Source organism: Methanimicrococcus hongohii, from assembly GCF_032594095.1.
GTDB lineage: Archaea > Halobacteriota > Methanosarcinia > Methanosarcinales > Methanosarcinaceae > Methanimicrococcus > Methanimicrococcus hongohii.
Genome location: NZ_CP131059.1, coordinates 1,050,720 through 1,074,636, shown reverse-complemented (window position 1 = coordinate 1,074,636; position 23,917 = coordinate 1,050,720). Strand labels below are relative to the sequence as shown.

The following is a 23,917-nucleotide window of genomic DNA, read 5'->3' as shown; positions in this document are numbered from 1 at the left end:
AATTTATTTTTTCAAATCCGTTTTTTCGGGTTTGCTTTTTCTTTTTTTATTTTCTTCAATTCGTTCATTGCTGCGGTTTGCATTGCTGTCGCCGTCGCGCGCGAGTTGCTCCGTTTTTCTTTTGATTTTCAAACTTGTTCCTTCGTTTTTTTTTATTTTCAGGATGACCCCCAAACATCCAATTTTCAAAATCGGTGAACCCGAACGCCCGATAAAACCCTGATTTAAATGTTTAGATTTTGGAAAATAAACGGCGTTCCGTTTTTGAATATTTTGATAAAAACGATGTTTCAATGAAAATAAATAAATGAAATTTCAAAAACCGCCCCCGCAAGTTGAGTTTCCGAAGCGAAGCGGAGGAAACGAGACTTGGCGGATTCTTTCCAAACGAAACAAAAAAAACTATGAGCCGTTTCTTTTTGTTAGTTCTGTTCGGCCCTTGCAAAGTGCTTTCTTGCAACTGTATTTTACTGCTGCCTGTTCCGGCCAAGACTGCAAATCTGCAACTGTCTTTTAATATTGCCGTTGCGGGGGCGGTTTGCGTTGCTGCTGCCGAGGCGGTCTCTGTTTCTGCGTGCATCTGCTATTTTTATCTTAATCCGTTCGCATTCGCGAACGTACCGCTGCTACCTGCAGGTTTCTGTTTCCGCCGCTACCTGCCGTTACAGTTACTGCTGCTACCTGCCGTTACAGTTACTGCTGCTACCTACAGGTTTCTGTTACGGCAGCAGCTGCCGCCGCCGCGCGAGCTGCACAGACTTTTCAAATCTTTTGAAAATTTGCAATTCGGTTTTTTAATAAAAAAATTATGAAAACTTGCGTTTGTTTTTTAAAATAAAAATGAAAAGAAACACCTTCGATTTATTTCATTTTCAGAAAGAGAACCTTATTTTTTAAATCATTTCGAGTTTTGTCTGTTGTAAAACCTTTTATAATATCTCTGACTTCAAAGACAAACATATTAATACGGTACTTTTTCAATACTCATTAATATCATTTACATCAATCATTTCATTATTTCAATGATTATCATTTTTCATCTTTTAAATTATCAAAAACAAGAGGGATTAAATTATGGACGATTATGAAAAACTTTTAAATCGGGCGATTGAACAGCTTCCCGAAGAAGAAACGACGGACGAACGTTTCACTGTTCCCGAAGCCAAACTCTTCTCGGAAGGAAAAACAACCGTCTTGGACAACTTCTCAAACATTGTCGGCGTTTTGCGCCGCGACCCCGATCACGTGATGAAATATCTCACGCGCGAACTCGGTACCGCCGGGAAAATTGAAGGCGGTCGCGCTGTTTTTCAGGGCAGATTTTCAAGAGACCAAATGGACGCAAACATTCAGAATTATGTCGACGAATATGTTATGTGTTCCGAATGCAACCGCCCCGACACGACGCTCGGAAAGCGCGAGCGTGTTTTGATCTTGCAGTGCGCTGCTTGCGGTGCCCACCGCCCCGTTAAAAAGAGACAAACGACGACAAGCAAAGTCGTAATGACGCTTGAAGAAGGCAACACTTATGAAATCCATATCGAAGCCGTCGGTTCCAAAGGCGACGGTATTGCCAAGTTCGATAAATTTACGATTTTCGTTCCGGGCGCCGCCAAAGGCCAGACTTTGAATGTGAAAATCAAGAAAATTTCAGGATATTTGGCTTTTGCCGAAAAAGCTTAATTGAATCTGATTTGATAAATTTAGTTTAAAAATCGAGTTTAAAAATTCAATTTAAAAATTAGTTTAAAAATTTAATTAAAAAATTAATTTAAAATTAAATTAAAAAAAATGATTGAATGCCGTTTATTGTAAACGGCTTCATTTTTTACCTGTTTTTATTTTTAGTATTTTTTGTAATTTTTATGAATATTTCCAAAAATAATAAACGGATGTCATGAAATGCAGCAGCCTGTCAATGTTTTCAGTATGCCCGGTCTTTCCGTCAGCGCAATCCGAGCAGATGACGGCAAAATCGAATTGACTGCCGGCGGCATTCTCAAATTCGCCGCCCGACCTTTTTTATCAATTGCCAATAAACATCTGGAAGCCGAAAAACCAGCTCTTGTGACCGAATCAGCCGTTTATCCGTCCGCCTGGCTTCCGCCGATTCCAAGTCCCGCTTTTAACCGTCTCGTCAAAGATGAGGTCGGCATCGGGTTCGGAAAATATGTTCCCGAAACGGTTTCGATTGAAGTGACGCGCAAATTTAATGCCAATGCCGAAAGGTATGCCAAACAATATTCCAAAACGTTTCATCCGTCCGGTTCAGGAAATAATGTTTCCGATAATCTTGTTTCCGGAAATTCTAATTCCGATAATATTGATTTTGAGAATCCGTACAATTCGATTGACCCGCCTGCCGATTTGATTTATAAAGCGATTGATGAAGCGCTGGAAATGGGCGCTGTCGTCATTACGTTTACGGAAGGCGATCCGCTTTTGAATGAAAATATTGTTGATTATGTTCGTTACGTTGACAAATCAAAAGCGGTTGTCATGGCTTATACATGGGGGCTTGATTTTGATTTGGAAAAAGCGAAGCAGCTCAAAGAAGCCGGACTTCAGACGCTTCTTGTCAGCATTTATTCAACCGATCCTGGCGTTCATGATTTGAAGCGCGGGATTCCGGGCGCTTACGATAAAGCGGTTGCTGCGATTCAATTCGGATTGGAAGCCGGTTTATTGGTGACGATGGCAACGCATTTGGACGGCGCAAAAGTCGGTGAAATGGAGGGTTTATGGAAACTTGCAAGCGAACTCGGTGTTCACGAATTTTCCATATGGGAATCGGTTCCGACGCTTGAAGGCGAAAGCCGTATGAATGATGCCGAGCGCAAAGTTATTAACGATTTTTACAAAAAAGTCAATGCGGTTGACGACGGAACGCCGCGTATTTTTTCAAATACGATTTTTGAAGGCGAAATGTTCGGCGCAATGGCCGGCAGACGCTGGCTTCATGTAACAACAGAAGGCGATATGCAGCCCGATCCGTATATTCCGCTTTCTTACGGCAACATCAACGACACGCCGATGAAAACGGCTTGGAAAAAGATGAGAAAAGAGCCGGCACTTCGTGAGAAACGGGAAACGCATGTTCTTTACGATCCGATTTATCTTCAAAAAGTTCGGGACGCAAATGATTGGGATTTCAGATCACCGAAAGAATAATCTTATGTATCTTCAAGTGAGGATATGTTTTAGAAATTTTTGTTATATTGGGGAGAACTAAATGCCAAAAATACTTTTAGCAGACTCATTAAATAAAAAAGAAAAAAATTTAGAAAAAGTTAAAAATAATGTCGTTTTAGGTGACTCTTTAGATGTCATGAAACGTCTCCCTTCCAGATCTTTTGACTTGATAGTTACATCGCCCCCTTACAATTTAAAGAATTCAACAGGGAACGGGATGAAAGATGGTCGAGGCGGAAAATGGGAATCCGCAGCATTACAGAATGGGTACCAACAACATTCTGATGATATGCCTTACGATGAATATTGCAAATGGCAAAGAAAATGTCTTAGGCAAATGTTACGATTGATAAAAGATGACGGTGCAGTATTTTATAACCATAAATGGCGTGTTCAAGGAGGTTTATTACAAGACAGACAAGAAATTGTTAAAAATTTGCCAGTTAGACAAATTATTATTTGGAGGAGAAAAGGGGGTATTAATTTTAATTCTGGCTATTTTTTGCCAACATTTGAAGTAATTTATATGCTCACCAAATCTCATTTTAAATTAGAAAAAGGGGCAAATAAATACGGTGATGTTTGGGATATTATGCAAGAAATGAACAATCCTCACCCTGCTCCTTTTCCACTTGAGTTAATTGAACGTATTATTTCGTCAACGAATGCCCAAACTATATTAGACCCTTTTGCAGGAAGTGGAACAACAGCAATAGCGGCAATGAATAACAACCGTAATTTTGTTTGTATTGATAATTCACCTGTATATTGTGAAATGGCACTTAAAAGGATTAATGGAGATAATTGGAATGGAAGATAACTATCAAATAATTGATGACACTCCTTGGAAAAATGTTTATTGGTTTGCACGAGCTTTAATTAATAGTGATCAATATGGTGCAATTGGGAAAAATGATAAATTGATGAATGAATTAATTAAAATATACAACTCTTTAGATTCCGAAAATTTATCTAATCTTGAAAAGTACGAAATCGGAAAAAAACAAGTTCTTGAAACGATTATCTCTTCATATCGCCAAGGCACAAAAGTTTCTAATCTAGTTGAAAATTTCTGCGATTATTTAGATGTTGAACTTCAATCATGGGAAGATATTGTTATTTTTATGACTTCTATTAAACATATTCTGCTTCCAATAAATACTGCAATGGCTTTTGTTCCTTCAGATGATAAAAAATTTTGTTGTGTGAAAGCAAAAGAAATTTTGGATTCACGGGGCGAAAAAAGTGTAGATCAAGTTATCAGTTTATGGGATGAACTTGGTGTTAAAGGGTGCTTGAGTGTGGAAAGGGAATATGTTGTGCTGGAATTTTTAAATTTATGCTCAAATTTAAGTTCAATCCCTTTTGAAAGAAATGAAATTGAGGAAAAAATATTATTGACTACTTTCGTACAAGAGTTTGAACGAAGGCTCGGACAGAAACGAAAAGGACGAGCTGGGACAAGTTTAGAAGATGTCATTACTTTTCTTTTTGACTATTATAAATTTTCATCTCATCCTAAACCAGATCATTTTCAAACAGATATTGAAGTTGATAAATGGTTTAAATGCAGAGATGGCTGGTCCATTGGAATTAGTTGTAAACGTACTCTTCGTGAACGTTGGAAGCAGGTCTCAAGTGCAGACAGCAATGCTCTTTCAAGATACCAAATTAAAGAAATTTGGCATATTACAACTTATGACAAGGATTTAAGTGATGAAAAACTTACTATGTTAGGGCAACAGCGCCAAATATTTTATTTGGCAGATACAAGCGAGAGATATAAATCTGCTTCTATCCATAAAGGGATGAAAGAATATGTCCGTCCACTTAGTCAACTTATAAATGATATTCGAAATGAACAAGGATTATAATTTAAGGAAATGATTCGAAAATGGCAAAAAAAGACAATATGGAAGAAGTCACCGCTGATCTCGACGATGACACACCGACCGCATATTCTGAAATTAAGATGGGCGGCGGCTGGTACATGGCGATTTCTTTGGAGAGAAGCGAGCGCTTTGACAAAGAATATGTTGAAATTTCAAAAGAGCGCGCCGGCAAAAAGAGATCCCGCTTTAACTTAAGCCCCAAACACACACGCGTTTTGGGCGAAGCGCTCATCAAATTCGCTGACGAAAACGATTTGGACAATTTCGACAACAAAAGCGACGAATAAGAATGGATTAAAATAATAATTTGATTTTTCGGATTATTCCGAAATTTCGATTCATTTATTTGATTTCAATTTCGATTTAATTCATTTATTTAATTCATTTTGATTTTAATTCATTTTGATTTCAATTCATTTTGTTTTATTCGTTTTGTTTTTATTCATATTTGATTTGAATTTTTAATTGGGGGATTCATATGGCTTTTGAGATTTCTTATCTTATTTTTATCATTCCGGCTTTGATGCTTTTGTTAGCCGTTTATTTTTTCAGCGGTCGCGGCGCGTTTTTAATTTCGGGATACAATACACTTCCGAAAGAGGAGCAGGAAAAATACAATTTAAAAGAATTGACACGCGCGATGGGAATTTTTTTGGTCGTTCTTGCGGTTTTGATGGGATTTACGCTTTTCTCAGGCATGATTTTGGAGAACAATATGTGGGCGCTTGTCGGTCTTATTTGTATTTTAGTTTTTACAATCGTTTGGATTTATTATATGAATTCTAACCAAAAAATTAAAGATAAATCGTATTAAACGGTTTGTTTTTCACTTTTCACTTTTCGTTTTCTATTTTTTTCATTTTTTCAAAAAGCGTGGGGCAGTTTTCTTCTCTCTGAAAAGCAGAGCGGCTCGCGCGCGGCGGCGGCAGCTTTCCGAAGCAGCAACGCAAACCGGATTGGCAGCGGCAACTGTAACAGCAGGCAGCAGCGGCACTGTTTGCGATTGCGAACGGATTACTATTATAAATGAGCAGATGCAGGCGGAAACAGAGACCTCCCCGAAAGCGGCAACCATAAAAGACAGTTGCAGACCGGCAGGCTCAGCAGGAGCCGCAACAGTAAAAGACAGTTGCAAGAAAACACTTTGCAAGGGCCGAACAGAACTAACAAAAAGAAACGGCTCTTTGTTTTTTGTTTCGTATGGAAAGAATCCGCCAAGTCTCGTCTCCTCGCTTCGCTCGGAAACTCAACTTGCGGGGGCGGCTTTTAACATTTCGATTAAATTTAAAAATAAATTGAAACATCGCCTTTCACCAATTTAATCAAAAACGGAACGCCGTCTATTTTCCAAAATCTAATAATTTAAGATTAGGGCTTTATCGGGCGTTCTGGTTCAATGCTTTCTTAAAATTGGATGTTTGGGTTTCATCCTGAAATAAAACAAAAACGAGTGACAAGTTTTGAAAATTTATAAAAAATGGAGCAGCTCGCGCGAGGCGCAGCACATTTACAAACAAACAAAAACAGAATTAAAAAACGAAAAATAATGAAAAATGAAAAAATGAATTAAATCAAATTTCTGATTTTCTCAAGAATTATCTTTTCATTCTCTTCCTGCGGCTTTTCTGCGTCAATGATCACGAATCGTTCCGGCTCATCTTCTGCCAATTTCTTGAAATTTGTCGTCACTTCTTTCAGGAAATCAACGCGCTCAAATTTGGTTTGGGCGCCGCGGTCTTTGCATCTTTCACACGAAACTTCCGGACGAATTTCAAAATAGAAAGTCAGGTCCGGTTTAATCGTCCACGGCTCATGAAGGCGGCGGACAAAATTAAAAGCGTCGGGAACCGTTTTGTTCAGCGTTGCGCCTTGGTAAGCAGAGCGGCTGTCGGAATAGCGGTCAGAAATGACAAGTTTTCCGGCATTGAGCGCAAGGCGGATGGTTTCTGCCAAATGAGCGGCGTGATCCGCTAAGAAAAGAAACAGTTCTGCCAAAGGATCGACATTGTTCTCGATTGCCGCATAAACGGCATCTCCCGTGAGCGTTTCCTTGGTCGGCTCGCGCGTGAAAACGGTGCCGTTATCCCAAAGAGGTTCGGATTCATTTCGTTTTTGAAGGCGGGCAAGCATCGTGCTTTTCCCCGATCCGTCAATTCCTTCAAAAGTGATGAGTTTTCCAGTCATGTCTTGCTAATTCACTCTTTTTCAATAAAAGACTGTTTACTCTTTTTCTTTAATTACAGGTTCTATTCCATTGACTGCAGTTAATTCGTAATAATCCGTTTGTTTTGTTAGATATAATAAGTATTGGTCTCCAATTTCAACGTCCCAAGGACTTGGCCACGATGCGTTGGAGTAAACAACATCATTTACCTGCCCGCTGAAAAAACGAACTGTCATTTCTTTCGAACTATTTCCTTTTACAATTTCATTAACTGTAAAAACAATGTCTGTGTATATTTCTTCACCGTCTGATCCTGCATTTTTTCTTCCTTCATTGTTTACAAAATACGTCAAATTCGGTTCCCGCTTATCGGCTGTTGTCCAAAATGAAGGTTGAATTTCTTTCACTGTTCCGTAAAATATCACATCTGATAATTCTAATCCATATTGATTATAGGGTGCATATGTTATGTTCCTTCCAGTTCCAAGATAACTGATATTTTCACCGCTCGGAATTTTTGTAAAATCTTTTTGGAAAACGATGGTTTCCAAATTCGAAGGTTTTTCAAAATTTACATCATCCGAGTTGATGCAACCCGTTGTTAGTATCGTAATAATTATTAATCCTAATAATATTGTTTTTATATTCACCATTCTAATCAAACCTAAAAATAAAATGCAAATATGGTTAAACCATATCTGCACACATCTGCTTATTTTTTCAATAGCTCGGCCGCTGTATATTTTTCTCCGAGTACATTTATCAATAAATCACCTTTTGCATATAATTTGCCTGTTGGTGATAAAAATATATAATGTTCCGGTCCAATATCTTTTGTTATTCCCATACGGTCTTCTGTCAAATACAAAAGAATTTCTTCTCCTTCTTTAAAGTCTTCAGGATTCAAATAGTCAAAATCATTCATTCTGAATTCTCCAATCGTTCCTCCAAATGAACGAATCGTAATCTCTTTTGATGTTAATTCTCCTTTGTAGCATTCATTTACCAAAAAGGTAATGTCTGTATAAATTGTTTCATTTTCTTTGTAGTCAAATGTATAGTACAAGTACTTTCCATCTTTTTCCATTACTTCTTTAATTGTAATTCCCACCGGTTGTTTTCCGCTGACTGTACTCCATTTTGGGTCGGAAATCTTGGTTACTGTTCCTAAAACAATTAAATCACTATATTTATTCATATCTTCATAAGATGAATATATAGGAAGGGGTGGCGATGTAAGTTCAATTATATTGGTATGTTCAATTGAATTCTGCTCTTTTTCATTCATAGATGTTGGTAATAATGCACTACATAGGGATACTCCCATGACCAAAATTCCCAAAACAAACAATAATTTTATTTCTATTTTCATAAGTTATTCCTCATGGATATAATTCCTTTAAACCTTTAATATCATCTAGTCAAGGTGCGCTTATTTGCTGTTACAGTTCCTTGCATTACTGCACTTTGATTATCGGAATGTCCCATTCCTAATGAATGTCCTAATTCATGGAGAACAACACTACGAACATCAATGGCAGATGTATTTTGGGTGCTGCTTGTTGACCAATTTAATGTTGGTTTTACATTCAACTTTATCTCTGAGCCCCTTTTCTCAATATTTCCATTGGGTAATGTCACACCACTTGTGCGTTTTTCCTGACCAGCCCAATTCTCATTTGGCAATATATATTTTCCAATACTGATATTTACTGTATTTGAGGTGTTTGAGTTTTGTTTAGCTATTGAAATGTTGCCTCCTGCTGCATTCCATGTATCAATTGATAAATTAGATGCACTTCTCCAACTTGTATCCATTGTTCTTGAATCTACAGGGATTGGTTTTACGCTCCATGTTTCTGTTTTTCCATTCGAGTTTGTTACATTATACGCGGCTGCGTTTCCTATACTCATTGAAATAAGAAAGAGTACTGCTAAAAGAACGAATATTTTTTTAATTTTTTCACTTCCTATCTTAAATTGCCACTTAATTATAATTTTTTTATTTATGTTTGTGTAAATATAGTGGCATCTCTAGTTAATTAACATCATTTATATATTTACTTTGTTATATTTTTATCTGATTTATATTTAATTATTCTGATGTATAATTATTGCAAGTTGGTGAATATTTATTTCCGTGTGTTTCTTTCTTTAGCGTTTTTTGCACAGTTTGTTGTTTTTATCCACAAGATTTAAAAGCAATGCCTTTCATTCATGAGACCATTGCGATTCAATGTGTCAATTATATAAAATCGGTTTTTGTAATTTCAAAAAGCGGCGACACAGTGTCCGAACAGGACGAAATAATCCGCTGCGATACAGCGGAAATATTTTCTGTTTTGACGGCAATAATATTTCATAAAGCAGACAGGTTATGATTCTGTGAACTTTTCTCATTACAGCAAAAATCCGGCAAACAACTCGTTTAAACTCTTTGTGTTCGATATGGACAGCACTCTTATTGACGCAGAAGTCATAGACGAACTCGCAAAAGCGGCCGGAACCGCCGAGGAAGTTTCAAAAATCACAGAAGCCGCAATGAACGGCGAAATGGATTACACCGAATCTTTTCAAATGCGTGTCAGCTATTTAAAAGGACTTTCGTATGAAAAAGCGCTTGCGCAAGCCGATCAAATTCAATTGATGCCGGGCGCAGTCGAACTCATACAATATATTCACGATAAAGGCGGCAAAACTGCGATGATCACATGCGGTTTCAGTTTGGCAGCCGATTGGGTGAAAAAGGAATTAAATTTAGATTACGCTTATTCAAATGAATTGATTGTCAAAGACGGCATTCTGACAGGCGAAGCAACGGGACCTCTCATGGTCACCAACGCCAAGGCAGACGTTTTAGACGAACTGATTCAAAAAACAGGCATTCCGTATGAGGAATGTTTGGTTGTCGGCGACGGTGCCAATGACATATGCATGTTTAAAAAAGCAGGCTACTCGATTGCGTTTAACGCAAAACCGCGCGTTTGTGAACAGGCCTGCACGGTTGTATCCGATAAGGATCTGCGCGGCGTGATTCCCATTTTGGAATCCGTGGCGGCAACGCCGAAATCTTAAACACAGCGGACAATTCCGCAATCATTTCCGTTTATGATATCCGATTTTCGGATTCTCATAATTTAAGCCGCTTGGCTTACGTACAGTAACCGGCCCGAAATCGTTTTTTCGGGAAGGGGGACCAAAATATGACGAATGAACTGCAAATCAGAAAAGCAGAATTGAAAGACATCTCTGAAGAGGCAAAAGAAAAGAGAAATCAGTTGAATGCCGAGGCAAGCAAGTTTGCTGCCGAAAGAAATGAATTAAACAACAAGACAAAAGAATTAATCACAGTCGCTCAGGACTTAAAAGTGAAGCGTGACGAAGTGAATGTCAACGTCAGCAAATACAAGACCTTGCGCGATGAAACAAACGCAAAAGCCAACGATCTTTTTGCAAAAGCGGACGAACTCAGAAAGGAAGGCGGTCTTGCCGGTCCGTCTATTAAAGAAATCCGCAAGCAGATCGATGAACTTGAATTCAAGCAGCAGACTTCCGTGATGAATCCGAAGAAAGAGAAGGAACTCGTCACAAAAATCAAAGAGCTTGAACTCGAATATTCCGAAAAGAAAAAGCAGTTGGAAGAAAACAGCGACTTGAAAGCTGTTTTGGACGAAGCGCAGGTCATCCGTGACGAAGCTTCTGAATACCACGCGCAATTGGCGGTTTATGCGTCTCAGGCACAGGAATTCCACGAGCAGATGATTGCAACATTTAAGGAAGCGGACAAGATTCGCGCAGAATCCGATGTTGCCCACAAGAATTTCATCCGCGCGCAGGAAGCTGCAGATGAGCAGCACAAAGTCTTCATCGAAGCCCAAAAAGAAATCCGTGACATCGACAAAGAGAACGGAAAGGCGAAGAAGAAAGACAAAGACGCAAAAGTCAAAGTCGACAAAGAAGAACAGGAAAAGGATGCACAGGACATCTTCGAAAAGTTCAAAGACGGCGGCAAATTGACGATGGAAGACCTCATGGCTCTCCAGCGCTCCAAATACTGATTTCAACACATTTGCATCCGCAAATCAGCAATGATCAGAATCAGTAATTGTGTCAGTTGATTACAATTTAAATATAAATTAAATACAAAAATATTGAATTCAGCCAAAGGAAGACTTGGATTTTTTCTGTTTTTCTTCCGGCGGCTTTAAAAAATCGGTCCCCTGAAAAGGAGGAGTTGGGGTTTTTCCTCTTCCTTCTTTTCATAATTCCCTTTTTTTAAGATTTCAATCTGCTTGTTTTTTATAACGAGCGAAAGCTGTTGATTTTCGATTTATTTTGATTAATTTCAATTCATTTTGATTGATTTCAATTCATTTTGATTGATTTTGTTTCTATTTTCATAATTCATAAAAACGCCGGTACTGTTTTGTTTTTGTTAAAATTGTTGGCTCCATTTTGTTTTTTGTTAAAATTGTTGGCTCCATTTTCTTTTTTGTTAAAAACCGTTCCTTAATTTTTCTTTGTGTTTTTAAAAATGAGGCGACTCGCGCGCGGCGGCTCGGCCGGAGCGGCAGCTCGGTCAGAGCAGCGGCTTGGTCAGAGCGGAAACGGGAACGGAAACCTGATTGGCAGCGGCAACAAAAACCTGATTGGCGGCGGAAACGGAAACCTGATTGGCGGCGGAAACGGAAACCTGATTGGCAGCGGGAACAGAAACCTGATTGGCGGCGGAAACGGAAACCTGATTGGCGGCGGAAACGGAAACCTGATTGGCGGCGGCACGTTCGCGAATGCGAACGGATTTCTCAAAAAAGAGCAGATGCAAGCGGTAACGCAAACCGTCTCGGCAGCAGCAACTCAAACCGCCCCGCAGTGGCAACGCAAACAGTTCCGGTAGCAGTAACTCAAACAGCTACGGCAGCGACAACGTAAACCGTTCCGGCAGCAGCAACAGAAACCGCCCCGCAGCGGCAACATTAAAAGACAGTCGCAGGCCGGCAGGCTCAGCCGGAACAAAAAACAATGAAAAAACGGTTTTGTTTTTTTTGTTTCGTATGGGAAGAATCCGCCAAGTCTCGTTTCCTCGCTTCGCTCGGAAACTCAACTTGCGGGGGCGGTTTTTGAAATATTATTCAATCAAAAATCGATTGAAACATCGTCTTTATCAAAATTATTCAAAAACGGAACGCCGTCTTTTTTCCAAATCTAAAACATTTATTTAGGATTTTATCGGGCGTTCGGGTTTAATGATTTCACGAAAAGGGATGTTTGTTTTTGATTCTAAACAAAATAATTGAAAATAAGAATTAAATTGAAAACTGAAACTGAAAATAAGAATTAAATTGAAAACTGAAAACTGAAAATAAGAATTATAATCGAAAATTGAAAACTGAAACTGAAAATAAGAATCAAAGATTGAAAATCTAAATGAAAAAAATAAAAATTTTGATTTGAAAATCAAAAATTTGAAACTGATTCTTTTGAAAACGGTTATATAATGTCCCGCAGTAGTCCTTTTATTCATTTGATCATTTGAATTTTATCAATCAATCTTAAAAATATTTTTCAATTTTTGTTAAAAACCGGCGGAGTAAATACATTGACGACTGAAAAAGATATGCTGATGTGGGATGAAACTCTTTTTCGCGAATCCGATATTTTTGAATTGGATTATCTGCCGGACTATTTCCCGCACCGCGATAATCAGCTCAATTCGATTCGCTACGCGCTCAAACCCGCCGTTCGCGGCGGTCGGCCTCTCAACTGTCTTCTTTACGGCCCGCCGGGGACGGGAAAGACAAGCGCCGCTTTGAAAATTTTTGACGAATTGAAAGAATATACCGACAAAGTCATCACGGTCAAAGTCAATTGCCAAATCGACTCCACGCGTTTTGCCGTTATTTCACGCATTTACAAAAGCGTTCTCAACATTGCGCCGCCGGCATCCGGTGTTTCTTTTAACCGCATTTTTGACAAACTCGCCAAAAAACTGATCGACACCGATAAGGTGCTCATTGTTGTTTTGGACGACATCAATTATCTTTTTTACGAAGGCCACGCCGACGAAGTGATGTATTCGCTTCTCCGCGCGCACGAACAGTATCCCGGATCCAAAATCGGTGTCATGGCAATCGTTAACGATCCCGAAGTGATCTACGGTCTTGACAAGCGCGTCGCATCCGTTTTTCTTCCCGAAGAAGTTGAATTTCCGCGTTACGAGTGGTCGGAAATCGATGACATTTTGGCCGACAGAATTCAGCGCGGCTTTTTCCCGGGCGTCGTTTCCGATTCTGTTCGCGAATCGATGACGGATTATGTCGCCGAAAACGGCGATCTTCGTGTCGGAATCGATTTGATGAAACGCTCCGGATTGAACGCGGAAAAACGTTCGTCGCGCAAAATCGATGTCGAAGACGTCAACAAAGCGTATGCGGCTTCCCGTTCTCTTTATCTTTCCAGAATGTTTTCGGTTTTGACCGATCACGAAAAATATTTGGCGATTCAGGCATCCGAAGCCGGCGAAATTTCGGCGGGCGATTTGTATGAAAAATTCCGCGACCATACCGGAATCGGTTACACGCGTTTCTATGAAATTGTCAATAAAATGATTTCCGCGGGTTATCTGACGGCTGATTTTTCGGGAAAAGGATCGAAAGGACGAACGCGAATGATTCGTTCGGGATTCAAAAAAGAAGAATTGGACGAGCTTTTGAAGTGATCTCAAGGTAATCTTTTAAAGTAATCTCTTGAAATTGTTTTTGAAATTGTTTTTGAAATATTTTTTGTAAATCAAGGCGCGTGAATTTTATGTTCGGTCGTTTTCAATATAATGACATTGTTTTTTCGGGAGAAGTTTTTGACGACATTGTTTATCCCGATCCGTCTTTTCTTCATCTTGAAGATGAGTATCCGCTGTCTTCGCTTTTGATTCTGCCGCCGACGCGGCCGACAAAAATCGTTTGCGTCGGCTTGAATTATGCCGACCACGCCAAAGAATTGAATATGGAGCTTCCAAAAAATCCGATTCTTTTTTTGAAACCGCCGTCTGCCGCGTTGGCTCACGAGGGTTTGATTAATTATCCTCAAATGAGTGATCAAGTCGATTACGAAGCGGAACTTGCAATCGTCATCGGCAAACAATGTAGAAATATTTCTGCCGCCGACGCGTTTGATTACATTCTCGGCTATACTTGTTTTAATGATGTCACCGCTCGCGATTTGCAGCGCGCCGACGGGCAATGGACGCGCGCCAAAAGTTTTGACACATTTGCGCCGTTCGGTCCGTTTATTGTGACGCCGGAAGAGCTTTCGCAGCAGAATTTATCGCCCGGAAATCTTTTTGTTCAGTGCCGCGTCATTCGAAATGAGAATGAAGAGGTTCGTCAAAGTTCGTCAACGAGCGAATTCATTTTTGGGATTCCGGAATTGATTTCATTCATTTCTTCGGTGATGACGCTCGAAATCGGAGATGTTATCGCGACAGGAACGCCGCCCGGGGTCGGCGAACTTTTGGTCGGCGATGTTGTTGAAGTGGAAATTGAAGGGATCGGAATTTTGAGAAATACAGTTGTTTCTGCTTGATTTTTCATTTTTTCTAAAATCGATGAGTCATTTTCGTTATTTTTTTTGAAAAGCGTAGTCGGTTGAAATTTATGTCGAAAAGCGGAGTGGTTCGCGCGCGGCAGCGACAGCTGCTGCCGGACGCAAACCTGTCGGCAGCGCGGCAACAGAAACCTGAAGGTAGCAGCGGCAACAGAAACCTGAAGGTAGCGGCGGTAACAGAAACCTGAAGGTAGCGGCAGCACGTTCGCGAATGCCAACAGATTACTAAAAAAAGAGCAGATGCAAGCGGAAATGCAAACCGCCACGCAAGCAGCAACCATAAAAGACAGTTGCAAGAAAACACTTTGCAGGAGCCAAACCGAAACAATAAAAAGAAACAGTTTTTGAATTTTTGTTTCGTATGGGAAGAATCCGCCAAGTCTCGTTTCTTCGCTACGCTCAGAAACCCAACTTGCGGGGTCGGTTTTCGAAATTAATCCAATCCAAAAATCAATTGAAACATCATCTTTCATTCAAATTTTCAAAAACGGAACGCCTTTTTTTCAATAAAATTATTTTAAGATTCAGGTTTTTTATCGGGCGTTCAGGTTCACCGATTTTGAAAATTGGATGTTTGGGTTTCATCCTAAAAATAAAATAAAAAACGAGGACATGTTTGAAAATATTATAAAAAATGGAGCAGCTCGCGCGAGGCGGCGCAAAATGAAAACGAAAATGAAAAATGAAACTGGAAGATAAACAAGTGAATGGAAGAGTATTTTAAACAGTGATACTATTAGAATTATCAAAAGGATGTTTTTCTATGTTATTCGATCAGGCCCGCAATGAATTGGAATTAATTGACCGGCACACGCAAGTGCTTAAAATTGTCATTGAAAACGGACCGGTCGGCATTTTGAAATTGTCGGAAATGACAGGAATGCAGGCGCACAAAGTCCGGTATTCGCTTCGCATTTTGGAACAAAACAATCTCATTAAAGCTTCTCCCCAGGGAGCAATCGCGGGCGACGGCGTGGAAGAATTTCTGACAACGGCAAACGAAAATTTCCGCGAACTCAAGGAATTATTAGACGTGATTGAACAGCACGGGAATGAAATCGTTCGCTGAGTCTGTTTTTCTCATATATTTCTCATATGAGCACTTTTAAATATCTGAAAATGAAATTCTGTTCTTTCATCCGTTTTATTATTTCTTTTGACTCATTTATTGAATTTATTAAATTTATTGAAAAATTACATCACTCTATTGTAAGGGAAAATTATGGCACTCGACCCCGAAGATTTACTGACGATTGAAAAATACACGCTGCAAAACGCTGTCAAATACGAAGCGATTCCGCAGGAGAAGGCTGTTCTCGGAAAAATTATGGGCATTCTTCCGCATCTTCGGACACGCGTTCCCGAAGTGACGGAAGCTATCAAGGAAATTTCAGGAAATTTAAGCAAAACAACGCCTGAAGAATGGCAGCAAAAATTAAGCGAAATCGCGCCCGAATTGCTTGAAGAAATTTCCGTCAAAAAAGAGCCGGAAAAAGGACTTAAAGCACTCCCGAACGCCGAAAAAGGAAAAGTCGTCATGCGCTTTGCTCCGAACCCGAACGGTCCGCCTACGATTGGAAGTTCCCGCGGCATGATCGTCAATTCCGAATACGTCAAAATGTATGACGGCAAATTTATTTTGCGTTTTGACGACACCGATCCCGATCAAAAACGCCCGATGCTTGAGGCTTACGATTGGTATGTCGATGATTTCAAGTGGCTCGGCGTTGTTCCCGACCAAATTGTCAAAGCATCCGACCGGTTCGATAAATATTACGAAATCGCCGAAGAATTGATCGAAAAAGATCACGCTTACGTTTGTTTCTGCGACGGCGAGACTTTCAAAAGCTTAAAAGATAAAAAGCAAGCCTGTCCGCACCGCGACACGCCGCCCGAAGACAATATGGCTTATTGGAAGAAAATGCTGGCCGGCGATTATGAAGAGCGCGAGGCTGTTCTTCGTATCAAAACAGATATTTCTCACAAAGACCCCGCACTTCGTGACTGGGGAGCTTTCAGAATTTTAAAGAAAGATCATCCGAGACCCGAAATCGGAAACAAATACATCGTTTGGCCGCTTTTGGATTTCGAAGGCGCTATCGAAGATCATCTGCTTGAAACAACGCACATCATCCGCGGCAAAGATTTGCAGGACAGCGGAAAACGCCAGAAATACATTTACGATTATCTCGGCTGGACGTACCCGATCACGCTTCACTGGGGACGCGTCAAAATCGAAGAATTCGGAAAACTCAGTACAAGCGGAATCCGCCGCGACATCGAAGCAGGCATTTACACCGGCTGGGACGACCCGCGTCTTCCGACCGTTCAAGCGATTCGCCGCCGCGGCATTCAGCCCGAAGCGCTCAAAAAATTCATGATTGAAATGGGTGTCGGTGAAACCGATGTCAGCGTCAGCATGAATAATTTGTACGCCGAAAACCGAAAAGTCGTTGATCCGATCGCGCACAGAATGTTTTTCGTTGCCGACCCCGTTGAAATCAAAATCGATGGCTACGACGGCGGAATCGCTGAAGCGCCGCTGTATCCGAATCAGCCGGAAATGCGCAAAATTGAAACCGGAAATGTTGTCGTTATCACATCAGAAGACGCTTCCAATTTAGCGGTCGGCTCCAAAACGCGCTTAAAAGACTTGGGCAATGTTGAAATTACGTCATTGTCGCCGCTTTCTGCAAAATACATCGATAATTCGATGGACACGGCCAAAGCGGAAAAGATGAAAATCATTCACTGGGCGCCTGTTGACGGTTTGAAAGTGACTGTTCTCGGTCCCGACGGCAACTTCGCCGGCATCGGCGAGCGTAATATCGCAGACGAGCTTGACAAAGTCGTTCAGTTCGAACGTTTCGGTTTCTGCCGCATCGATTCGGTTGACGGCGAAAATGTCGTCGCTTATTTCGCGCACAAATAATCAAATCAAAAAATCGAATCAAAAGAAAAAGCAAAAATGATATACGAGTTGAAATTAATTCAAGGTTGATTTCAATTCTTTAATTTATTTCAATTATTTATTATTCAAAATTCAATTTATTTCAATTATTTATTATTCAAAATTCAATTTATTTTAATAATTATTATTCAAATACTCAATTTATTTCAATACTTTCAAATTTCAATTATTCAATTAATTTCATAATTCATAATTTTAATTAATCTCAATTATTTTTTATTTATTCATGGAGTTTTAAAATGAAAATTTTAGTCAGTGATTCGCTCTCGGAAGAGGGTTTAAACATTTTGAAAGAAAGTGGTTTTGATGTTGTTGTTGATACCGGTTTGTCCGAAGATCAGCTTGTCGAGAAAATCAAAGGCGTTGACGCGCTTGTTATCCGCAGCGGAACGCAGGTGACCGCGCGCGTGATCGAAGCGGCGGACAAATTAAAAATCATCGGCCGCGCCGGTGTCGGTGTTGACAATGTTGACACGGACGCTGCAACCAAAAAAGGCATTATCGTGTCCAACACGCCCGACGGCAACACGCTTTCCGCTGCCGAGCACACTTGCGCGATGATGATGGCGGTTGCAAGAAACATTCCGCAGGCTTGCGCCTCTCTCAAATCCGAAAAGTGGGAACGCAACAAGTTTATGGGCGTCGAATTTAACAAAAAAGTGCTCGGTGTCATCGGTCTCGGCCGTATCGGCGCAGAAGTTGCCAAGCGTTTCCAATCTTTTAATATGACTGTTCTCGGGTACGACCCGTTCGTTTCCGAAGAGCGCGCCAAATCTATGGGCATCACGCTGACAACGGTTGAAGACATTTGCAGAAACGCGGATTTCATTACCGTTCACACACCGCTCACGAAGGAAACCAGAAACATCGTCAACGCCGATATGTTCAATGTCATGAAACCGACGGCGCGCATCGTTAACTGCGCCCGCGGCGGCATCATTAATGAAGATGATTTGGCTGATGCGATCGAATCCGGAAAAATCGCAGGCGCTGCGCTTGACGTGTTCGTTGAAGAACCGCCGTTCGGCTCAAGACTTCTGAAGTCCGACAAAATTATCGTGACGCCCCACCTCGGCGCGTCCACCGTCGAAGCTCAAGTGAATGTCGCAATCGACATCGCTCACGAAATCATCAATGTTTTAAACGGGGAAGGCGCAAGAAGCGCAGTCAACATTCCTGCTGTCCGCCCCGAAGTGATGGAAGTCATTTCTCCGTATGTGAAATTGGCGGAAGTTTCCGGCAAAATCGCGGCAACGCTGATCGGCGGCAGCTACAACAAAATCGAACTCGCTTACAACGGCGAAATTTCAACCAAAGATGTCAGAACGGTGACGCTTGCAGCGCTCAAAGGCGCGCTTGCAGTTGCGGTCGGCTCCGGCGTCAACTATGTGAACGCGCCCGGTCTCGCTAAGTCGCGCGGCGTTGAAGTGAGCGAAAAGAAGTCCGAGACATCCGATGAATACGCGTCCGTCTTTACGATCACGGTTTCAGGCGGCGGCAAATCCGTCAGCGTTTACGGAACCGCTGTCGGCAACGATATTAAAATCATTCAGATCGACAAAAACCGCGTCGATGTTTACCCGTCCGCGCACATGATTTTTGCCGACCATGTCAACCAGCCCAATGTGATCGGTCCGTGCTGCCAGATTCTCGGTGAAAACGGCATCAACATTTCCGGCATGCAGGTCGGACACGTCAGTGTCGGCGAACCCACAATTATGGTCATCAGTGTTGACAGCGACGTTCCCGAAGACGTGCTGAAAAAATTGACAACGGTTGACGGTGTTTTGAGCGCAAAAATTGTGGCGATTTAATTTTGCCGCAATTTTTTACAGTAATTTTTTACAGTAATTTTATCTGTTGTATCAATTTCGTGTGAATCTGTTTTTCGCATGAATTATTCACTTTTTTAAGATTATTCTCTTTTTTTCAAAAATGATTTTTAAATTTACATTTCTATAAATAGAGCAGACACTTTTAAGAAGTTAAGATATTCGATTTTTAAATCAAACAAATATGAGGTGTCAAATTATGAGCGAATACATCAAAAATATAGAACACAGCACAGTTTTGCCGCTGGCGGAACAAGTCACGTATCAGGAAGGTCAAATTGTCAGCAAAACGTTGGCTCAAAACAGCCGCCTCTCTTTAACTTTATTTGCTTTTGATAAAGGCGAAGAAATCAGTTCTCATGATTCGCGCGGAGACGCCATGGTGTTTGCGCTTGACGGCGTCGGAAAAATTACGATTGCCGATAAGGATTATATTCTTCATAAGGGCGATGCGATTGTCATGCCTGCACAAATTCCGCACGCGGTTTACGCCGAAGAGCGATTTAAAATGATGCTGACGGTTTCGTTTCCCGAGATTTTAAAATTATGATTTAAGAATGAATTTTATTTTTTTGAATTCTATCTTTCTTCAAAATTTTAAATTGTTTTATATGGATGAATTGATTCTGATATTTTACGTTTAACAAATTTGATAAATTTGACAATATCAAGTAATTTTACAAAAAATATCCGGTGATTCATTATGTCTTCGGAGTTCTCAAAAAATAATACAGCTTTTTCTTTTATTTCCGATTTGTCTGATACGGATATTCGGTTAATTGCCGAAATCGGGAACCCTATTCTCAAAGAATTGACATTTTGTCAATTGAACGAATTTGATTCGGAATCATTTTTGGTTTTGAACAGTCCTCTTGAATTGGAACTTGATTTTGAGAATGATCTTTATATTCTTGAAAACGAGCTTTTTAATTTGTTTTCATTCGGGAAAGATCTGAAAGAATCGGTTTAGTCACTCGAAACTCAATTTGAATTGCTTTGGAAAGTTTATGTTTTAGAAGATGAATCTAAATTGGCTGACAGCGGTAAAGAGTTGAGAAATCGTTTGAAAGAATATATGTCTGAAAAATGAACAATCGAAACTGTAATTACAGGCGTTTTTATTTTTTCAAACATCATATCGAAAAATTTAAATGTAATCTTATTCTTTAATTGTCATATCGAATGTTTTAGATGTGAGCTGTATGGAAAATGAATATTTGGAAAATGCTCAAGTTTTCAAAGCGTTCTGCGATGAAACACGGCTGAAAGTTTTATCGCTTCTGCAAAGCGGCGAAAAATGTGCTTGTGTTCTTTTGGAGAAAGTAAGTGTTGAACAATCAACGCTGTCGTATCATATGAAAATTCTCATTGAAAGCGAGGTTGTTACCTCACGAAAAGAAGGGAAATGGACTTATTATTCCATTTGTCCGACAGGAAGTTTGAATGCCTCAAATTTATTAAAAAAATTGACTGTGGTAACGATTGATGAAGCCGATAAAAGCAATGAAGAGTGTTGTAACCGGGAGAACCAACTTTAATTTAATTTTTTTTAAATCATTTTAATTCAATTCAATAAAAATTCAATAATTTAGATAAAATACAAGGTGAAATTTATAATGGACAAAATAATTGAGCAAGTTAAGGAATATTACGGAAAAGAATTGCAAAGCAAAAACGATCTTAAAACAACTGCTTGCTGTTGCAGTGAAAAACCTCCGGAAGAAATCAGAACGATTTTACCTTTGATTGCTGATGAAATACACGAACGATTCTACGGATGCGGATCCCCTCTGCCGCCTTTACTTGAGGGTAAGATTGTTCTTGATTTGGGCTGCGGAACCGGACGAGATGTGTATATTGCATCTAAGTTAGTCGGGCAGTCCGGTCACGCAATTGGCGTTGATATGACAGCGGAACAAATCGAAACTGCTGTTAAATATCAAGAGGAGCAATGCAACCGCTTCGGCTTCCAAACTTCAAATGCCACATTCAAACAGGGATATATTGAGGATTTGAAATCCCTCGGTATCGCGGACAACAGCGTAGATGTTGTTATTTCCAATTGCGTTATCAATCTGTCTCCTGCCAAAGAGCAAGTCTTTAAAGAAATATACCGCGTCTTAAAACCCGGCGGTGAATTATTCTTTTCAGATATTTTTGCAGATCGGCGAATTCCGGAAGAATTGACAACCGATCCTGTTTTGCGAGGGGAATGTTTGAGCGGCGCTTTATATACGGAAGATTTCCGCAGACTTATGGAAAAAACAGGATGGTCGGATTTTCGTTATACAAACGTACGCAGCATTGAGTTAACAAATGAGGCTGTTTTGAAAAAACTCGGTTTTGCATCGTTTTCATCGCGAACAGTGAGAGCTTTCAAACTCAATGACTTGGAAGATATTTGTGAAGATTATGGGCAAGTCGCTTGGTATGACGGCAGCATTGCAGATCATCCGCATTTCTTCGATCTTGATGATCATCATCGCTTCTTCACAAATAAGCCGATGCTTGTGTGTGGAAATACAGCTTCGATGCTTTCTGACACGCGTTACAGCAAAGCTTTCAAAGTAGTCGGTGATCGTTCTGTACATTTCGGAAAATTTGACGGCTGTACACCTGACAGCAGCGAAGCGAAAATAAAACCAGGGTCATGTTGTTGATAATTGTTCTAAAGAAACATTTTTATGAAATATTGTAAAAGTGATGAGATTGTGTCACCACCGGTGACACAAATTTCATGAACAATTCATTTAACGATTTTATCAAAAATAAATCATATTTCTTTTTTGAAACATGAATCAAGGGCTACTCTTACATTAAAACGCCATGTCCCGATTTAAGAAACCTTTATATGTCATTACTCCTTTCTAAGCGTTCACCTATAGGAAAATAGCGTATATCTGATTTTGTAAGATATCTTTTTTGATATTCATTTCAGGGTACTTTATTTTCGAACGCAACCTGCTTTTTATTTTTCAAGCAAACTGCGTGAGTAGGATTTTTTCAAAAAATCTTGCGGAGGAAAATAATGGGTAAAAGAACACTTGTAAAGCTCTCTCGAAAGACAAATCCGAGAATGATTAACCTTATTTTGACGCTGAAAAGCGCCAATACAGAAAATGATGCACCGATCTGGTCAGCAATTGCCAAGAAATTGGAAAACCCGTCCAGAAACTATGCCGATGTCAACTTGAGTCAAATCAACAGACACGCCAAGGAAAACGATGTCCTTTTGGTTCCGGGAAAAGTCCTCGGCGCCGGTGACATTACGTTCCCCGTGACCGTTGCAGCATTGAACTTCAGCGTTGGTGCATTTGACAAAATCACCGCAGCAGGCGGCACATGTGTCCGTATCGAAGACATCATCGAAGAGAACCCGACCGGTTCCGGCATCAGAATTTTCCAGTGAGGTGCAAAGACATGACAGTTATTGACGCAAACGGATTAATTATGGGACGTCTGGCAAGCATTGTCGCCAAGCGCCTCCTTGCCGGTGAAAAAATTGATATTATCAACGCCGAAAACGCGGTTGTTTCCGGAAACAAATATGCAATTTTTGCAGACTACCGCCACTCTGTCGAGAGAGGAAGACCCGAATACGGTCCCTACTTCCCGAAGAGACCGGAAAGAATCTTGAAAAGAACAGTTCGCGGCATGCTCCCGTACAAGAGATTGAGCGGCCGCAAAGCCATGGCAAACCTCAAGGTCTACGTCGGTGTGCCGGCAGAACTGAAAAGCGCAAAGGCCGAAACAATCGACGCCGCAAGTATGACCCGCCTCGGCACAGCAAAATATGTGAAGCTCGGCGAAATCGGCAAGAACCTCGGCGCTAAGGTGGAGTGATTGAAATGGCAGAAAAAATTGTAAACACTTCAGGCAAACACAAAACAGCCGTTGCAAGAGCAACCGTGAAAAGCGGAACCGGCATTGTCAGAATTAACAAAATCCCGCTTCCGGTTTACGGAAACTGGCTCGTGAACCAAAAAGTTTCCGAACCTGTGAACATCGCAGGTGATGCGGTTATTTCAAAGCTTGACATCATCGTCACCGTTGAAGGCGGCGGATTTGTCGGCCAGGCAAACGCAGCACGCACGGCAATCGCAAAAGGCATCGTTGAATTCACCAACGACACAGCTGTCCGCGATGCATTTGCAGAATTTGACAGAAGCTTGCTTGTCAGCGACTCCAGACAGAAAGAACCGAAATACTTCGGCGGTCCGGGTGCCAGAGCAAGATACCAGAAATCATACAGATAAAGTGATAA

29 protein-coding genes are annotated in these 23,917 nt (G+C 40.5%); 21 read left to right on the top strand and 8 right to left on the bottom strand.

What is annotated here, in order from left to right; all coding sequences use genetic code 11:
* Window positions 1-3: 3 nt before the first annotated feature.
* On the bottom strand, window positions 4-132 hold the full coding sequence (locus tag MmiHf6_RS05025; protein WP_316558611.1) for a hypothetical protein: 129 nt from the start codon (window positions 130-132) through the stop codon (window positions 4-6).
* Between the two features lie 314 nt (window positions 133-446).
* Here MmiHf6_RS05025 and MmiHf6_RS05020 point away from each other — a divergent pair, with 314 nt between their 5' ends.
* The 7 genes from MmiHf6_RS05020 to MmiHf6_RS04990 all read left to right on the top strand — a co-directional run bounded on the left by MmiHf6_RS05020 (window position 447) and on the right by MmiHf6_RS04990 (window position 5,898).
* Window positions 447-812: a hypothetical protein gene (locus MmiHf6_RS05020; protein WP_316558610.1), complete on the top strand. Its 366-nt coding sequence runs from the start codon at window positions 447-449 to the stop codon at window positions 810-812.
* Between the two features lie 262 nt (window positions 813-1,074).
* Window positions 1,075-1,683: a translation initiation factor IF-2 subunit beta gene (locus MmiHf6_RS05015; protein WP_316558609.1), complete on the top strand. Its 609-nt coding sequence runs from the start codon at window positions 1,075-1,077 to the stop codon at window positions 1,681-1,683.
* 219 nt (window positions 1,684-1,902) lie between these two features.
* Window positions 1,903-3,171, top strand: coding sequence for a radical SAM/SPASM domain-containing protein (locus MmiHf6_RS05010; protein WP_316558608.1), 1,269 nt, complete (start codon window positions 1,903-1,905; stop codon window positions 3,169-3,171).
* Window positions 3,172-3,232: 61 nt separating this feature from the next.
* Window positions 3,233-4,012 carry a DNA-methyltransferase gene (locus tag MmiHf6_RS05005; protein WP_316558607.1) on the top strand — a complete coding sequence of 260 codons (780 nt, stop codon included), beginning with the start codon at window positions 3,233-3,235 and terminating at the stop codon, window positions 4,010-4,012.
* Window positions 4,002-5,066, top strand: coding sequence for a PDDEXK family nuclease (locus tag MmiHf6_RS05000; RefSeq protein WP_316558606.1), 1,065 nt, complete (start codon window positions 4,002-4,004; stop codon window positions 5,064-5,066). The genes MmiHf6_RS05005 and MmiHf6_RS05000 overlap by 11 nt, the downstream gene beginning before the upstream one ends.
* Before the next feature lie 38 nt (window positions 5,067-5,104).
* On the top strand, window positions 5,105-5,371 hold the full coding sequence (locus MmiHf6_RS04995; RefSeq protein ID WP_420891324.1) for a hypothetical protein: 267 nt from the start codon (window positions 5,105-5,107) through the stop codon (window positions 5,369-5,371).
* Window positions 5,372-5,562: 191 nt separating this feature from the next.
* On the top strand, window positions 5,563-5,898 hold the full coding sequence (locus tag MmiHf6_RS04990; RefSeq protein WP_316558604.1) for a DUF3784 domain-containing protein: 336 nt from the start codon (window positions 5,563-5,565) through the stop codon (window positions 5,896-5,898).
* A gap of 42 nt (window positions 5,899-5,940) precedes the next feature.
* On the opposite strand, the gene MmiHf6_RS04985 is transcribed toward MmiHf6_RS04990, so the two are convergent.
* The 5 genes from MmiHf6_RS04985 to MmiHf6_RS04965 all read right to left on the bottom strand — a co-directional run bounded on the left by MmiHf6_RS04985 (window position 5,941) and on the right by MmiHf6_RS04965 (window position 9,066).
* Window positions 5,941-6,219 carry a hypothetical protein gene (locus MmiHf6_RS04985; RefSeq protein ID WP_316558603.1) on the bottom strand — a complete coding sequence of 93 codons (279 nt, stop codon included), beginning with the start codon at window positions 6,217-6,219 and terminating at the stop codon, window positions 5,941-5,943.
* A gap of 431 nt (window positions 6,220-6,650) precedes the next feature.
* On the bottom strand, window positions 6,651-7,268 hold the full coding sequence (gene tmk, locus MmiHf6_RS04980; RefSeq protein ID WP_316558602.1) for a dTMP kinase: 618 nt from the start codon (window positions 7,266-7,268) through the stop codon (window positions 6,651-6,653).
* A 36-nt stretch (window positions 7,269-7,304) separates the two neighbouring features.
* Complete coding sequence (locus tag MmiHf6_RS04975; protein WP_316558601.1) at window positions 7,305-7,901, bottom strand: hypothetical protein; 597 nt, start codon at window positions 7,899-7,901, stop codon at window positions 7,305-7,307.
* Window positions 7,902-7,960: 59 nt separating this feature from the next.
* Window positions 7,961-8,620: a hypothetical protein gene (locus MmiHf6_RS04970; protein WP_316558600.1), complete on the bottom strand. Its 660-nt coding sequence runs from the start codon at window positions 8,618-8,620 to the stop codon at window positions 7,961-7,963.
* Window positions 8,621-8,661: 41 nt separating this feature from the next.
* The gene (locus MmiHf6_RS04965; RefSeq protein WP_420891315.1) at window positions 8,662-9,066 is read right to left on the bottom strand and encodes a M57 family metalloprotease; all 405 of its coding nucleotides are present in this window, start codon (window positions 9,064-9,066) and stop codon (window positions 8,662-8,664) included.
* Between the two features lie 567 nt (window positions 9,067-9,633).
* On the opposite strand from MmiHf6_RS04965, the gene serB reads away from it, so the two are divergent.
* Both serB and MmiHf6_RS04955 read left to right on the top strand, forming a co-directional pair.
* Window positions 9,634-10,323, top strand: coding sequence for a phosphoserine phosphatase SerB (serB, locus tag MmiHf6_RS04960; RefSeq protein WP_316558598.1), 690 nt, complete (start codon window positions 9,634-9,636; stop codon window positions 10,321-10,323).
* 128 nt (window positions 10,324-10,451) lie between these two features.
* On the top strand, window positions 10,452-11,306 hold the full coding sequence (locus tag MmiHf6_RS04955; RefSeq protein ID WP_316558597.1) for a coiled-coil protein: 855 nt from the start codon (window positions 10,452-10,454) through the stop codon (window positions 11,304-11,306).
* 521 nt (window positions 11,307-11,827) lie between these two features.
* On the opposite strand, the gene MmiHf6_RS04950 is transcribed toward MmiHf6_RS04955, so the two are convergent.
* Window positions 11,828-12,127, bottom strand: a complete 300-nt coding sequence (locus MmiHf6_RS04950) for a hypothetical protein (protein ID WP_316558596.1) — start codon at window positions 12,125-12,127, stop codon at window positions 11,828-11,830.
* 720 nt (window positions 12,128-12,847) lie between these two features.
* Between MmiHf6_RS04950 and MmiHf6_RS04945 the strand changes: the two genes are divergently transcribed.
* The gene (locus MmiHf6_RS04945) at window positions 12,848-13,966 is read left to right on the top strand and encodes an ORC1-type DNA replication protein (RefSeq protein WP_316558595.1); all 1,119 of its coding nucleotides are present in this window, start codon (window positions 12,848-12,850) and stop codon (window positions 13,964-13,966) included.
* Between the two features lie 89 nt (window positions 13,967-14,055).
* Complete coding sequence (locus MmiHf6_RS04940) at window positions 14,056-14,829, top strand: fumarylacetoacetate hydrolase family protein (RefSeq protein WP_316558594.1); 774 nt, start codon at window positions 14,056-14,058, stop codon at window positions 14,827-14,829.
* A 13-nt stretch (window positions 14,830-14,842) separates the two neighbouring features.
* Here MmiHf6_RS04940 and MmiHf6_RS04935 read toward each other — a convergent pair whose 3' ends face one another.
* Window positions 14,843-15,229 (bottom strand): hypothetical protein, encoded by a 387-nt coding sequence (locus MmiHf6_RS04935; protein WP_316558593.1) that lies wholly within the window; start codon window positions 15,227-15,229, stop codon window positions 14,843-14,845.
* A gap of 384 nt (window positions 15,230-15,613) precedes the next feature.
* Here MmiHf6_RS04935 and MmiHf6_RS04930 point away from each other — a divergent pair, with 384 nt between their 5' ends.
* From MmiHf6_RS04930 to MmiHf6_RS04885, 10 genes are all read left to right on the top strand, one after another.
* On the top strand, window positions 15,614-15,919 hold the full coding sequence (locus MmiHf6_RS04930; RefSeq protein ID WP_316558592.1) for a hypothetical protein: 306 nt from the start codon (window positions 15,614-15,616) through the stop codon (window positions 15,917-15,919).
* A gap of 153 nt (window positions 15,920-16,072) precedes the next feature.
* On the top strand, window positions 16,073-17,782 hold the full coding sequence (locus MmiHf6_RS04925; RefSeq protein ID WP_316558591.1) for a glutamate--tRNA ligase: 1,710 nt from the start codon (window positions 16,073-16,075) through the stop codon (window positions 17,780-17,782).
* Window positions 17,783-18,060: 278 nt separating this feature from the next.
* Window positions 18,061-19,635, top strand: a complete 1,575-nt coding sequence (serA, locus tag MmiHf6_RS04920) for a phosphoglycerate dehydrogenase (RefSeq protein ID WP_316558590.1) — start codon at window positions 18,061-18,063, stop codon at window positions 19,633-19,635.
* Between the two features lie 217 nt (window positions 19,636-19,852).
* A complete protein-coding gene (locus tag MmiHf6_RS04915; protein WP_316558589.1) occupies window positions 19,853-20,203 on the top strand; it encodes a cupin domain-containing protein in 351 nt (116 codons plus the stop codon).
* Between the two features lie 153 nt (window positions 20,204-20,356).
* Window positions 20,357-20,623, top strand: a complete 267-nt coding sequence (locus MmiHf6_RS04910) for a hypothetical protein (protein WP_316558588.1) — start codon at window positions 20,357-20,359, stop codon at window positions 20,621-20,623.
* 232 nt (window positions 20,624-20,855) lie between these two features.
* Entirely contained in the window at window positions 20,856-21,191 is a 336-nt protein-coding gene (locus MmiHf6_RS04905) for an ArsR/SmtB family transcription factor (RefSeq protein ID WP_316558587.1), read from the top strand.
* 78 nt (window positions 21,192-21,269) lie between these two features.
* A complete protein-coding gene (locus MmiHf6_RS04900; RefSeq protein WP_316558586.1) occupies window positions 21,270-22,313 on the top strand; it encodes a methyltransferase domain-containing protein in 1,044 nt (347 codons plus the stop codon).
* Window positions 22,314-22,681: 368 nt separating this feature from the next.
* On the top strand, window positions 22,682-23,062 hold the full coding sequence (locus MmiHf6_RS04895; RefSeq protein WP_316558585.1) for a 50S ribosomal protein L18e: 381 nt from the start codon (window positions 22,682-22,684) through the stop codon (window positions 23,060-23,062).
* An 11-nt stretch (window positions 23,063-23,073) separates the two neighbouring features.
* Window positions 23,074-23,496 carry a 50S ribosomal protein L13 gene (locus tag MmiHf6_RS04890; RefSeq protein ID WP_316558584.1) on the top strand — a complete coding sequence of 141 codons (423 nt, stop codon included), beginning with the start codon at window positions 23,074-23,076 and terminating at the stop codon, window positions 23,494-23,496.
* 5 nt (window positions 23,497-23,501) lie between these two features.
* A complete protein-coding gene (locus tag MmiHf6_RS04885) occupies window positions 23,502-23,909 on the top strand; it encodes a 30S ribosomal protein S9 (protein ID WP_316558583.1) in 408 nt (135 codons plus the stop codon).
* Window positions 23,910-23,917: the final 8 nt, after the last annotated feature.

Bases quoted from the DNA above. Each gene is read 5' to 3' on its own strand.
- MmiHf6_RS05015 (WP_316558609.1), top strand. From the start codon at position 1,075: ATGGACGATTATGAAAAACTTTTAAATCGGGCGATTGAACAGCTTCCC.
- MmiHf6_RS05010 (WP_316558608.1), top strand. From the start codon at position 1,903: ATGCAGCAGCCTGTCAATGTTTTCAGTATGCCCGGTCTTTCCGTCAGC.
- MmiHf6_RS05005 (WP_316558607.1), top strand. From the start codon at position 3,233: ATGCCAAAAATACTTTTAGCAGACTCATTAAATAAAAAAGAAAAAAAT.
- MmiHf6_RS05000 (WP_316558606.1), top strand. From the start codon at position 4,002: ATGGAAGATAACTATCAAATAATTGATGACACTCCTTGGAAAAATGTT.
- MmiHf6_RS04995 (WP_420891324.1), top strand. From the start codon at position 5,105: ATGGAAGAAGTCACCGCTGATCTCGACGATGACACACCGACCGCATAT.
- MmiHf6_RS04990 (WP_316558604.1), top strand. From the start codon at position 5,563: ATGGCTTTTGAGATTTCTTATCTTATTTTTATCATTCCGGCTTTGATG.
- tmk (WP_316558602.1), bottom strand. From the start codon at position 7,268: ATGACTGGAAAACTCATCACTTTTGAAGGAATTGACGGATCGGGGAAA.
- MmiHf6_RS04975 (WP_316558601.1), bottom strand. From the start codon at position 7,901: ATGGTGAATATAAAAACAATATTATTAGGATTAATAATTATTACGATA.
- MmiHf6_RS04970 (WP_316558600.1), bottom strand. From the start codon at position 8,620: ATGAAAATAGAAATAAAATTATTGTTTGTTTTGGGAATTTTGGTCATG.
- MmiHf6_RS04965 (WP_420891315.1), bottom strand. From the start codon at position 9,066: ATGGATACAAGTTGGAGAAGTGCATCTAATTTATCAATTGATACATGG.
- MmiHf6_RS04955 (WP_316558597.1), top strand. From the start codon at position 10,452: ATGACGAATGAACTGCAAATCAGAAAAGCAGAATTGAAAGACATCTCT.
- MmiHf6_RS04940 (WP_316558594.1), top strand. From the start codon at position 14,056: ATGTTCGGTCGTTTTCAATATAATGACATTGTTTTTTCGGGAGAAGTT.
- MmiHf6_RS04930 (WP_316558592.1), top strand. From the start codon at position 15,614: ATGTTATTCGATCAGGCCCGCAATGAATTGGAATTAATTGACCGGCAC.
- MmiHf6_RS04925 (WP_316558591.1), top strand. From the start codon at position 16,073: ATGGCACTCGACCCCGAAGATTTACTGACGATTGAAAAATACACGCTG.
- serA (WP_316558590.1), top strand. From the start codon at position 18,061: ATGAAAATTTTAGTCAGTGATTCGCTCTCGGAAGAGGGTTTAAACATT.
- MmiHf6_RS04915 (WP_316558589.1), top strand. From the start codon at position 19,853: ATGAGCGAATACATCAAAAATATAGAACACAGCACAGTTTTGCCGCTG.
- MmiHf6_RS04910 (WP_316558588.1), top strand. From the start codon at position 20,357: ATGTCTTCGGAGTTCTCAAAAAATAATACAGCTTTTTCTTTTATTTCC.
- MmiHf6_RS04905 (WP_316558587.1), top strand. From the start codon at position 20,856: ATGGAAAATGAATATTTGGAAAATGCTCAAGTTTTCAAAGCGTTCTGC.
- MmiHf6_RS04900 (WP_316558586.1), top strand. From the start codon at position 21,270: ATGGACAAAATAATTGAGCAAGTTAAGGAATATTACGGAAAAGAATTG.
- MmiHf6_RS04895 (WP_316558585.1), top strand. From the start codon at position 22,682: ATGGGTAAAAGAACACTTGTAAAGCTCTCTCGAAAGACAAATCCGAGA.
- MmiHf6_RS04890 (WP_316558584.1), top strand. From the start codon at position 23,074: ATGACAGTTATTGACGCAAACGGATTAATTATGGGACGTCTGGCAAGC.
- MmiHf6_RS04885 (WP_316558583.1), top strand. From the start codon at position 23,502: ATGGCAGAAAAAATTGTAAACACTTCAGGCAAACACAAAACAGCCGTT.